Annotated in this window: 16 protein-coding genes and 1 tRNA gene; 15 read left to right on the forward strand and 2 right to left on the reverse strand. The window is 39.6% G+C overall.

Features of this window, described 5'->3' with window-relative positions:
- Window positions 1-71 precede the first annotated feature (71 nt).
- The 7 genes from PSF42_RS07945 to PSF42_RS07975 all read left to right on the forward strand — a co-directional run bounded on the left by PSF42_RS07945 (window position 72) and on the right by PSF42_RS07975 (window position 4,576).
- A tRNA-Arg gene (locus PSF42_RS07945) sits at window positions 72-148 on the forward strand.
- A 165-nt stretch (window positions 149-313) separates the two neighbouring features.
- Entirely contained in the window at window positions 314-1,525 is a 1,212-nt protein-coding gene (locus PSF42_RS07950) for a tyrosine-type recombinase/integrase (protein ID WP_272679779.1), read from the forward strand.
- A gap of 215 nt (window positions 1,526-1,740) precedes the next feature.
- Window positions 1,741-2,568, forward strand: a complete 828-nt coding sequence (locus PSF42_RS07955; RefSeq protein ID WP_272679780.1) for a hypothetical protein — start codon at window positions 1,741-1,743, stop codon at window positions 2,566-2,568.
- Between the two features lie 290 nt (window positions 2,569-2,858).
- The gene (locus tag PSF42_RS07960) at window positions 2,859-3,077 is read left to right on the forward strand and encodes a helix-turn-helix transcriptional regulator (protein WP_272679781.1); all 219 of its coding nucleotides are present in this window, start codon (window positions 2,859-2,861) and stop codon (window positions 3,075-3,077) included.
- Window positions 3,077-3,469 carry a hypothetical protein gene (locus PSF42_RS07965; RefSeq protein WP_272679782.1) on the forward strand — a complete coding sequence of 131 codons (393 nt, stop codon included), beginning with the start codon at window positions 3,077-3,079 and terminating at the stop codon, window positions 3,467-3,469. Before PSF42_RS07960 ends, PSF42_RS07965 begins: the two co-directional genes overlap by 1 nt.
- 15 nt (window positions 3,470-3,484) lie before the next feature.
- A complete protein-coding gene (locus tag PSF42_RS07970) occupies window positions 3,485-3,760 on the forward strand; it encodes a hypothetical protein (RefSeq protein ID WP_272679783.1) in 276 nt (91 codons plus the stop codon).
- Between the two features lie 21 nt (window positions 3,761-3,781).
- Entirely contained in the window at window positions 3,782-4,576 is a 795-nt protein-coding gene (locus tag PSF42_RS07975; RefSeq protein ID WP_272679784.1) for an antA/AntB antirepressor family protein, read from the forward strand.
- 82 nt (window positions 4,577-4,658) lie between these two features.
- On the opposite strand, the gene PSF42_RS07980 is transcribed toward PSF42_RS07975, so the two are convergent.
- Together PSF42_RS07980 and PSF42_RS20810 are read right to left on the reverse strand one after the other, a co-directional pair.
- Window positions 4,659-4,811 (reverse strand): hypothetical protein, encoded by a 153-nt coding sequence (locus PSF42_RS07980; RefSeq protein WP_272679855.1) that lies wholly within the window; start codon window positions 4,809-4,811, stop codon window positions 4,659-4,661.
- 3 nt (window positions 4,812-4,814) lie between these two features.
- Window positions 4,815-5,006, reverse strand: a complete 192-nt coding sequence (locus PSF42_RS20810) for a toxin-antitoxin system HicB family antitoxin (RefSeq protein WP_442959222.1) — start codon at window positions 5,004-5,006, stop codon at window positions 4,815-4,817.
- A 142-nt stretch (window positions 5,007-5,148) separates the two neighbouring features.
- On the opposite strand from PSF42_RS20810, the gene PSF42_RS07990 reads away from it, so the two are divergent.
- The 8 genes from PSF42_RS07990 to PSF42_RS08025 all read left to right on the forward strand — a co-directional run bounded on the left by PSF42_RS07990 (window position 5,149) and on the right by PSF42_RS08025 (window position 10,716).
- Entirely contained in the window at window positions 5,149-5,352 is a 204-nt protein-coding gene (locus tag PSF42_RS07990; protein WP_250249813.1) for a host cell division inhibitor Icd-like protein, read from the forward strand.
- On the forward strand, window positions 5,345-5,539 hold the full coding sequence (locus tag PSF42_RS07995; RefSeq protein ID WP_272679785.1) for a hypothetical protein: 195 nt from the start codon (window positions 5,345-5,347) through the stop codon (window positions 5,537-5,539). The genes PSF42_RS07990 and PSF42_RS07995 overlap by 8 nt, the downstream gene beginning before the upstream one ends.
- Window positions 5,532-5,738, forward strand: coding sequence for a hypothetical protein (locus PSF42_RS08000; protein ID WP_272679786.1), 207 nt, complete (start codon window positions 5,532-5,534; stop codon window positions 5,736-5,738). The genes PSF42_RS07995 and PSF42_RS08000 overlap by 8 nt, the downstream gene beginning before the upstream one ends.
- Window positions 5,731-5,919: a hypothetical protein gene (locus PSF42_RS08005; RefSeq protein ID WP_272679787.1), complete on the forward strand. Its 189-nt coding sequence runs from the start codon at window positions 5,731-5,733 to the stop codon at window positions 5,917-5,919. The genes PSF42_RS08000 and PSF42_RS08005 overlap by 8 nt, the downstream gene beginning before the upstream one ends.
- Window positions 5,916-6,224 carry a hypothetical protein gene (locus PSF42_RS08010; protein ID WP_272679788.1) on the forward strand — a complete coding sequence of 103 codons (309 nt, stop codon included), beginning with the start codon at window positions 5,916-5,918 and terminating at the stop codon, window positions 6,222-6,224. Before PSF42_RS08005 ends, PSF42_RS08010 begins: the two co-directional genes overlap by 4 nt.
- The gene (locus tag PSF42_RS08015) at window positions 6,224-6,766 is read left to right on the forward strand and encodes a hypothetical protein (RefSeq protein ID WP_272679789.1); all 543 of its coding nucleotides are present in this window, start codon (window positions 6,224-6,226) and stop codon (window positions 6,764-6,766) included. The genes PSF42_RS08010 and PSF42_RS08015 overlap by 1 nt, the downstream gene beginning before the upstream one ends.
- A 95-nt stretch (window positions 6,767-6,861) precedes the next feature.
- The gene (locus PSF42_RS08020) at window positions 6,862-9,579 is read left to right on the forward strand and encodes a DUF927 domain-containing protein (RefSeq protein ID WP_272679790.1); all 2,718 of its coding nucleotides are present in this window, start codon (window positions 6,862-6,864) and stop codon (window positions 9,577-9,579) included.
- A gap of 465 nt (window positions 9,580-10,044) precedes the next feature.
- On the forward strand, window positions 10,045-10,716 hold the full coding sequence (locus PSF42_RS08025; protein WP_110592221.1) for a hypothetical protein: 672 nt from the start codon (window positions 10,045-10,047) through the stop codon (window positions 10,714-10,716).
- Window positions 10,717-10,998: the final 282 nt, after the last annotated feature.

The raw sequence follows: 10,998 nt of genomic DNA on the forward strand, positions 1-10,998 counted from the left end.
GCCATTGACTCAGCGCTCAGCAACCGTATAATTCAACGCCATCAGCCAGATAGGCTGCCCGCATTATCAATGCGCCCTTAGCTCAGTTGGATAGAGCAACGGCCTTCTAAGCCGTAGGTCACAGGTTCGAATCCTGTAGGGCGTACCATTCTCAAGTATTTCAACGTCTACAACAGTCTATAAAACCCTTATAAAATCAGTGTTCACAAGAATCTATAGTATTCCAAGGTCTAGTCACGTCTATTGAAATCTACATATATGTGGGGGCATAATTGGGGGTATTACCCCGTTCAATGAAAATTGGTGCCCCCAAATGAAGCTAACAGCCAGACAAGTAGACACTTCCAAGCCCAAAGAGAAAGCGTATAAACTTTCTGACGGTGGGGGCATGTATTTAGAAATTGCGCCGAATGGCTCTAAGTATTGGCGCATGAAATATAGATATGCCGGTAAAGAGAAAAGGCTGGCTTTAGGTGTATATCCATCAATATCACTCGCACAAGCTAGGGCGAAAAGAGAAGAAGCCAAGCGCATATTGGCGTTAGGTGATGATCCATCGTTGGTAAAGAAAGCCGAAAAGCGAGAAAAAGAGTCTCAGGTAAATAATAGCTTTGAGAAAATCACACTTGAATGGCATGACTATAAAAAGCCGAATTGGTCGCAAGGCTACGCTGATGACTTATTAGAAGCCTTCCAGAAAGATATCTTCCCTTATATTGGTAAAGCTAGCATTACGGAAATTAAGCCGCTAGATATGCTAGAGGTGCTTAGAAAATTAGAAAAGCGTGGTGTGTTGGATAAGCTAAAGAAGATAAGACAGGCATGTAACCAAGTATTCCGTTATGCAATTGTGACGGGGCGGGCAGAGTATAATCCTGCATCAGAATTAGCTGGCGCACTGTCTACACCAAAAGCAAAACACTTTCCCCATTTAAACGTTAATGAGTTACCTGAGTTTTTACAGGCACTATCTGTATGTAGTGGAAGTAAGATCACTCAGATTGCGACAAAGCTATTAATGATAACAGGTGTTCGTACTATTGAGCTTAGGGCTGCTGAATGGCTAGAAATTGATTTTGATAAAGCTATTTGGGAAATTCCAAAAGAGCGTATGAAAATGCGTCGTCCTCACATGGTGCCACTCTCTACACAGGCGTTAGAATTATTCAGAGAAATACAAACTTTAACAGGGCGCTTTAAGTATATCTTTCATGGCAGGAATGATGCTTCTAAGCCAATGAGTGAAGCGGCAATAAATCAGGTCATAAAGCGTATTGGTTATGATGGCAGAGCCACAGGCCACGGATTCAGGCACACAATGAGCACCATCCTACACGAACAAGGCTATAACACTGCATGGATTGAGACACAGCTAGCGCACGTTGATAAAAACTCTATCCGTGGAACGTATAACCATGCTCAGTATATCGATGGCCGTAGAGAAATGCTTCAATGGTACGCTGATTACATGGGAGCATTAGAGAACAGGGATAATGTTGTACACGGCAACTTTAAACGCGCTTAATCCACCAGCAACCACATACAGAACCAGACAATAAAAGGTCTGGTTTTTTTGTGGCTAAAATAGCTATAACTGGACAAATAGACAGTGATTATAGACTGTAGTAGACTTGAATAGACTATAAAGAATAAAGCTATGTCTAGGCTGATCCCCGAAAACTAGTACACCTCTACTAGCTGGCATAGCTCCTACAAAATGAGGGCGTGAGGTGGCGTAGTATGGCTATGTATTCATTTGATGATTTAGACAAAGAAAAAGCCGATTGTATTCACTTTGATAAATTATTATGTGAATTATCGAATATAACAAATAGAAGTATAAGTGATGTTAGTGTAATGTTATATCGTAACTTTATAAGGTTTGGAGGAAAACATCCATTTGATGGAGTTGAATTTCATTTTTATGATTATAATAGCGTCACTGGATTTTATACTAATAGTGGGTTTGAAAAAGAATGTTTGAAATTTTTATATAATATATCATTAGGGAAAGATTATTATGAAGACCCTAATTCTATAAATTCTGGTAACTATTATATTGATGATGAATTTGATAGCTATCATGCCAATTTCAGTGGATTTTATTTTAAAGCTACTGAAATATATAATTTTTTAAAATATAATGATTTTCCTATACCTACTTGTATTTTATCTGACTTGCCTAGGTTGGAGAAATTATATGAGTTTAGAAAGAAGATAATTGACAAAGATTCAGAGTCTTGCCTTGCTGCTTTAGATGATATTTTTGGTAAGTCCAAAAATATTGATGATTTAGAAAATCAGATAGAGGATTTAAAAAATCAAATAAATGAACTGGAATTAAAAATACCATATGGACTAGGTAAATATAGAGAAGATGATCCACTAGAAATAGCTATTAAAGTAAGAAATGAGTTATGGGTGAACTATAATGAAGATGACAGAGTAACAATTCCAACTCAAGATTGGGTAGTTAAAAAATTAAGAGAAGAATATAAAAAGTTTGGAATGGCAGAGATACAAGCTCTAGCAATTGAGAAAGTAGCTTGCCCGATTAAGCGTAAATAGATGGTTATGAATATCAGCATTATTTACTCTAAAGTAAAATGACCCTCAACCCGGAGGGTTAAAATGGTCTTTTACCCTTAGCCATGATGGTAATTAACCACTATTTACCCTCTACCCTTATAGTCATTTGTTTAATTAGTAACCACTTGAAGTACAACCCTCATAGTAAATTTCTCAAAAAAACCATTAGGCCTAATGGTATGATCAAAAAGCATTTTTTCATGCAAAGATACCCATGAATCCAAGAACGTCTATTAAGGCGTATCATTAAACAGATATCAGGGGGCATCATGCCAACAGTAACAACCTTAAAAGAAAACCTCATTCGCTTACCGGAAGTTATGCGTCGTACAGGGTATGGACGAGCATGGATTTATCGTCTTATCGAAACAGGTCAATTCCCTAAATCAGTAAAAATTGGCACTCGTTCTATTGCTTTCGTTGAATCAGAAGTGGATGAGTGGGTAGCAAATAAGATTGCTGAATCACGTACTGGCGGGGTGGCTTAATGAAAAAGAAAAACCACCCGTTACAGGTGGCTTCTCAGGATAACGCGACAGCATCTATTCTATCAAAGAGCCCACCAAAGAAAAATAAAGCATGGATTTGTTTTTTATATTCAGACCAGGGGATCACTGAAAACGATATTTTACGTCAGTGCCGGTTATCCTCTGGCCGTAATTATTTAACTGAACTTGAACGATTACTCAATATTAAATTAGAGCGTACAGACGAACCGAACCCAGACGGAATAGGGTCGCATTATCGTTACCATATTCGTAACCAGAAAGATGCAAAGAGGATTATTGACCTTATCAATAGTCGAGCTTGTGCTGGTGGGTATGATGGCATTTCTAACCATCAATCAGATTTGATTTTATCGCTTTACCCAAAGGAATAATCAGGAAATAGCAATATGAAAAATAAAATGACCGTAATGGGTCAGGGATTCGCTCACCCTGAAATTAGGAGTGGAAATATTCTAAATGTTATTTCTGATTTAATTTATTTCATTGATATAACTGCGAAATATAACGGTTTGGAAAGGAGTGGTTTAAGTTTTAAAGGGCTATCACAATACATCTGCAAATTCACGCAAAATAATGTTTTTATACTTTATGTACGGTTTTGCGGGTATTTGCAGATAAATTTAGTCAAGCTATTCCGTGTTGTCGCGACAGCTCTTAATTAACTAAATAAAAGGGCAAAACTTATGAAAAATAAAAATATGACCATAGCTGGTCAGGGTTTCACTCAACCTGAAAACGAGCTAATGAACACATTTGATTATTTAATTCCTGTTATTAATAACCGTATTAATGGGAAAGAAATTCAATCAGTGAGTAGCCGGAAATTACATTTATTTTTAAAAGTTGGTCGTGACTATACGAGCTGGATTAAAGGACGAATTAAACAATATGGCTTTATTGAGAATATCGATTATATCGTTGTGGAAAATTTGAGCTCACCAAAACGGGGGAGCACAAAATTTAGGCAGCAATTCGAGCATGACTATATTGTCAGCCTAAGCATGGGAAAAGAGCTGTCTATGGTTGAACGTAATGATCAGGGCAAATTAGCACGCCAATATTTTATCGAATGTGAGGAGCGACTACGCAGAGCTGCGCCAGAAGAACATAAAGCCGCTATGCAAAACTGGCGCAAAAATCGTGTTGCTGCATGTGAAGATCATAAAAATATGGCCGATGCGATGAAAGGCTATATTGAGCGCACAGGCGACAGCCAAAAAGGTTTTGCGTATAGCAATGAGTCCCGCTTTATCAATAAATTGGTACTTGGTATCAATCCTACTCAATGGGCTAAAAGCAGAGGTATTAAGTCTAAAGAAATCAGAGATAACATGAGTGCGGATCAATTGAAATTACTCGCTTATTTAGAAGCTCGTAATTGTGCTTTCCTTGATATAGATACGCCCTCAGTACAAAGAAAGGCTCAATTGACTGAACTGGCACAGCGTTGGTTAGCTCAACGTTTGGAGGCGAACTAATGAACGCCTACCAAGTAAACCGATGCTATTTGAGTAATGAGATATTATCTAAGGAATACATGCCGCTTGTTGCAAACGTACATCAGTTTTGGGATTTAACGCCAAAAATTTTTTCACAGGTAGGTCTGAGTAAGTCACCCTTACCTGTACCACAAGGGGAAAGTGATGGGGCACAAGACCTAATAAAGAATAATGAGGCTAATACTAGGGCTAAAATCCATAAAATAGCTTTCATAATCTATCCTTTTGGCTCTATTCCACGTTTCTGTAATTCAGAGCGACCTAGTTCTTTAAGCCAGTTTGCGAGACTTACACCATCTTTACTCGCTTCTTTATCAAACTGTTCTTTTAGCTCTGGTGTTATGCGCATTCTAAATTGTGGCGACTGTCCATCACCTTTAGGGCTTTTATCACGTTTAATCGTTGACAAGTGGTCACCTATTGAATTAGTCTTGATTTTTATAGGTGGTCACCTTAACACGGTAAAGCCGATAAAATCAACGCCCCCTAATAATGCTACCAACACTATTAGAGGGCTAACCACCAGCGATACCAAAACTATCGAGGTAGCTATGCAAGATCATATCACACCCTTAACTGGGCGGAATAGTCATACCCAAAATATCGTATTTATATGGCGTTTTGCCGAATGTCAGCAAAATAAAGCCACTTATCACTTAGTTATTGCACATACCGAAAATGAAGCCCGTTCGATGCTTCCTAACCTTTCGTTGGTATTCACCGCCCGTATTCGCGTGGGGGTGACTCATGCTTAAAACTTTTCATCTTACAGGCTATACAACAAGTAAGGGCGGCTCAGCCGTTGGCTTCAACCTTAATATTCAGGCGATTGATGCGAAACAGGCTCACGCGATGTTACGGAGTGGTTTTTCTGAAATAGGCTGTTCTCTCCCTCGTATTACAAAAATCAATGGAACTGATAAAGGGGCTAGCCATGCTTAATTCAACCCAAATTAATCAAAGTGCCGAAAAAGCCTTTCAAATAGAGATTATTGCTTCCCTGATCAAAGATTCTGATTTTGACCTCGAAATGAGTGAAACAGCCGCTATTTTTGCACTGATCAAAAGGCTGGCTGGTGAGATTGGCGGAACGTTATTTAGCTGTGTGAATGAAACTGTTAACGAGGTGCCTCATGAGTAAGCCATTGCCGCTAGATGCTGCCGCCTACAAAGCACAGCAAGTCAGTTCTTTGTATAGCGTGATTTTAGAGCAGGCGGATACAGAGTGTTCTAGTGAATTATTAGACTTGATTTCAATCGCTTGTGATTTAAACGGTGAAATATGGCAAGCGTTAAAAAGTCATGTGGAGAATGGGCTATGAATGCGATCGATAACTTTAGAAACTCACTCAAAATGAAAGAGTTTTATAGTAAAACCACCGAAGAACTCCAGCACATTAGCACCTCTCAACGTGAAGCTGTTGACGCAATATTGGGCGGGTTATCGGCAACGGCAAGTTTGGCTTTTTTCGCCACAGAGCATGAGGACTATATCGATTTTGGCGAGGCGAATAATGACTTACAAAAACTTAGCTGGTGCATGACATTTACGGCTGAAATCTTACATTGTCTTTTACATAACTCTGAACATGCTGAATTAGCATTGCGCCAGCGGGGTGAATCATAATGAACTATAAAACGGTTGTTAATGGCGGTTATAGCTATGTGTTTATACAAACAACGCATAATGCGCCCTTAGAAATAGCAACTATCTCACTGGCCAGTATTCCCAATCGAATTGATTTAGGTGAGTGGGACGCGTTACCTGAATTAGGTTTGTTGCTCCTTAATGACTATTGGAACAGTGATAAAGGTAGTCATAAACCGACTGATTTAATTAAAACTTTCCGTTGGACGGTGGCAACGGTCTTTGTTGTTTACTGTACCCGTAAGAACGGAAACGCAATCTATACCTACCAAGGGCGTGAACTGCCTTTATCGTTTGAGCGTGTTAGACGAGTGCTTAAAACGTGTGTTGATAAACCACTCTATCAACAATACAAATATGCTGTTGCTGATGATCTCATTATTGGTACTTATCGCAATATGTTAGATGACAGCAGTATTTTGGCTTTATCAACGGATGGTCACGAAATAATGAATAGGCTTTATAGCCAGATCGTTAGCCAAGCCAGTTCTAAAAAATCCACATCGACTTATTGGTGTTGAGGTTGCAATGAACAAAATTACTCAACATCTCAACAGGCATTTAGCGATTAATTTGTATTTTGTGACATGTCACGCTGACTTAGGGGAGTTTTGCTATGCGCCATATTGATGTGATCCGTGATGTGAAGCTAAAAGCGAACGGGCAATGGCAAAACATATTATCTAACCTTGGGGCAGAAGTGCTCCTAAATCAGCATACCGCTTGCCCTCATTGTGGGGGTAAAGACCGGTTTAGATTTGATAACAAAGATGGTAACGGTACGTTTATTTGTAATCTGTGCGGTTCTGGTGATGGATTAGATCTCGTTCAACGTGTGTTAGGTGTCAGTGTAACCGAAGCAGCAAAAGAGGTCGCTGACATGATTGGTATTGATACCCGTTCAGATAATCCACCAGCTTACCGTAGCCATGAGGTAAAAGCGCAACAGGTCGCACTGAGGGCGCAGCAAGCAGAAAAACAAGCTAATGAACAGATAGAGAAGCATAAACGCTTTATTGAACGGTATAACCGTGCTATTGGCAATGTTCAGCTTGGGGAGTCTAACTATCTCAAGGCTAAGGGGCTACATGGTTTTGAAATGGATTTATTACTGGATGGCTCACTGATTATTCCGCTGGTGGATGCTCGAGGCAAAATTACAGGCGCACAGACCATTAAACCTAATGGTGAGAAACGGTTATTAGCCGATAGCATTAAATCAGGGAGTTACTACCAAATTAATGAGCCTGTAGCCGTTACTACGGTGATTATTGCTGAGGGGCTAGCAACCGCAATAACTTGTCATTTAATTCAGCCGGAAGCACTGACAGTGGCAGCCATAGACGCAGGTAATTTAATTCATGTTGCTAAGGCTATGAGAAGTCAATTCCCAACGGCCAATATTATTATTGCAGCGGATAATGACTCACAAAATGACATTAACACAGGAAAAGTTAAAGCGGAGGCAGCAGCGCAAAAAGTGAATGGTCATGTTTCCATTCCCCCTTGTGATGGTGATTGGAATGACTACCTACAATCTAATGGTGAGGAAGCCACAGTAAGCATTTTCAACGCAGGAATATACCAACCAGAGGGGATAGTTGACGTATCAGATAGCGAGGTTATATCGACTGTACCGGCTAAAAATGACCCGATGAAGATCCGTATCGAATCACGAGAAGATGGTGTATTTCTTGTTACCCCAAAAGCAGATAAAGAAACAGGGGAAATCATTCATCATGAACAATGGTTATCTAACCAGATCAAACGTATTACGAAAGGGGTTAATGATTTATACCAGGAGTATTTAATTATTGAATGGGGTAAGTCTAATATTCAAGCGATCCCCATGGGGGATATTGGCGAGCGTGAGGGTTGGCGCTCTCTGAAAAATGCAGGGTTATTAGTCACCACCAAATCAGGGCTAAGGCAGTCTTTATCTGATTGGTTATTGCGTCAACCGTTTAAAGAGAATTGGAGTATTACCGCTAAATCAGGCTGGTATAAAGGAGCATATATCATGCCTGATGGTTCAGTAATTGGAGAGCCAGAACAGCCAATATTATTTAATGGCCAAAGCGCAGCCGTTACAGCTTACAAAACAAGTGGAACATTGGATAGCTGGCGGAATGATGTTGCACGATTGGCGAACAAAAACAGCTTTATGATGTTTGCTATTGGGGCAGCATTAGCCGCACCGATGACCAGTATTACACAAGCGGATAGCTTTGGTATTCATCTTTACGCCCAATCCACAGCAGGGAAAAGCACCACCGCAGATATGGCCGTGAGTTTGTACGGTGACCCTGATTTACAGCGTTTAACGTGGTATGGCACTGAATACGGCATGACTAACGAAGCGGTAGCGCACAATGACGGGCTTTTATATCTTGATGAAGTTGGACAAGGGGCTGACCCTAAACACGTCTATAAATCGGCGTACACGCTATTTAATGGCAAAGGTAAGATCCAAGGCGCAAAAGAGGGCGGTAATCGACAGGTTCAGAGCTGGCGAACGGTCGCCATTAGTACCGGCGAAAAAGACATTGAAACCTTTTTATTAAATTCTGGGGTAAAAGTGAATGCTGGCCAACTGGTGCGGTTACTCAATATTCCAATAGAGCGAGCTACTGAGTTACATGAGTGTGAAACAGGGAAAGAGCACGCTGACTTAATTAAGGTGAATTGTCGTGCTAACTACGGCACGGCAGGGCGCTATTGGATTGAGTACTTATCAAAACACAAAGAAGACGCGAAAGAAGCCTACCGAGCCGCACAGCAACGCTGGGGCAAATTAATTCCCAGTAGTTATGGGGAACAGGTACACCGTGCCAGTGATCGCTTTTCTGCTATAGAGTCAGCGTTATTAATGGGGCGAGTGATTACCGGTTGGGATGAGCAGGATTGTAGGGACGCAGTTCAAGCCGTGTTTAATGTCTGGTTGGCTGAATTTGGTACCGGCAATAAAGAAATTGAGCAGATCACAGAACAGGCTTTAGCGTTCTTAAATACCTATGGAATAAGCCGGTATGCCCCACTACCTTATGACGAACGTGATTTACCTATTCGTGATTTAGCCGGTTATCGAGAACGCAAAGGCAGTCATGATGATGCGCCAATTCTTTTTTATACATTACCGAATGTATTTAGGGCTGAGGTTGCTAAAGGGTTCAATGCCGAAACGTTCGCAGAAGTGTTAGCCACTATGGGAATACTGAAAAAGCCAGCCAAAGGGAAACGCCTACAAGGAAAAACGCCTCGCCTTAAGCATCTAGGGGGAACTCAGCAACGAGCCTACATCATGATGCTAGTTCAGGATGATGATGACGATTGATCGCTTGTTAGAACGATAAATAGTAGTGGTCTCAGTGGTCTCAATAAAGGATATATTTATTAGTAGTATGATATTAAAGAGTTTATTTTTAAATATTGAGACCACTCTGAGACCACTCAAGCCATTTTTGAGACCACTTGAGGCGTTTTTGAGACCACAGAATAAATTGACAGTTTATCTTGCTGGTAGGAATAAAGAACCTGAGACCACTAATATTTAAAAGTGAGACCACTAAAAATAATTCATTTAATCATTATTTATCAAATAGATATGGATTTCATCTGGTTGTAATTTGGAAATTGAGACCACTCTAAATCGGCCAGTGGTCTCAGTAAAAATAATTTAACTGTATAAATACAATTAGTTACGGGAATTGAGACCACTGAGACCACTGAGACCACCACTTTTGTGTATTTATATAAAAATTTTTTCGTGTGTTATTGGAAATCTGACAAGGGGCATAAAATGGAAGAAAAAAGCAGACTGGATAAGGTATTAGGTTGGTTAATGTGGGTTATGTTTGTACTTGGTGGAATTGCCTTACTTGGTTATTCCCACGATGTGGGAGCTATTACTTTTTTTGTTTTAGGTGGCTGGTTTCGGATATTGCAAGAAAGAGGTCTTTTAGTCCGTATTACAACTCACAAAATTTTTATCTGGTTTTTAGGTATATTATTTTCCTGTAGCTATTTTATTGCAGAAAAGTATTTAAATTCTCAATTTCAAATTGAAAGGGAGTATTTGAGTAACTCGCCATGGATAGGAGCTATATTTTTTAGTGTTTTATTAATATTTCTGACATTAGAAATCGTTGTAATAGTATTTTTTCTTTTATCTTTAATTAATAGTAAGTTAGAAATCAAATTTAAAGAAGAAAAGAAACAAGACGTTGGAAGTATTTTATTCACGTTAGTTTGTGCTTTATTTGGAGTAATTCCTTTAATAATAGGCATGTCAGTAATACAGAATAAGGTGTTTATGGTGAGTTTAAGGATTGATTCTTATACAGTCTCAGACTGCGGTTTAGTACAGCCTAGCGTGTCTTATTTAAGGAAAAATGACAGGCAGTGCTATAAGTTTGAACCTTGGTTTGGATTCAGTCAGCCTGTAGTAATTGAAAGTAAAAAAGGCAGTTAGTGTGAATTTTTTGTTCTCTTTCTTTCTGTTATAGGGTTAACCCTTTAAAGAGTCACTGGTACCTTAAAAAATCTATAAACCATTTTGCGCACGCATGTATCGGAATGTATCGGTATTCTGAGCACGAGCGGGAATTAGTGCGCAAAATGCGAATCACGCTAAAGGGAGGTATATCAAGGCTTCACGATGCTTTATGCGCAATTTTAGTGTATAGAAATGTCGAGGCGATAAGCTAATAAACTGCGAACTGCGAACTGCGCAGAGTGCGAATGCTCTCAAAGT

It is taken from the genome of Providencia sp. PROV032 (genome assembly GCF_028484875.1).
GTDB lineage: Bacteria > Pseudomonadota > Gammaproteobacteria > Enterobacterales > Enterobacteriaceae > Providencia > Providencia rettgeri_E.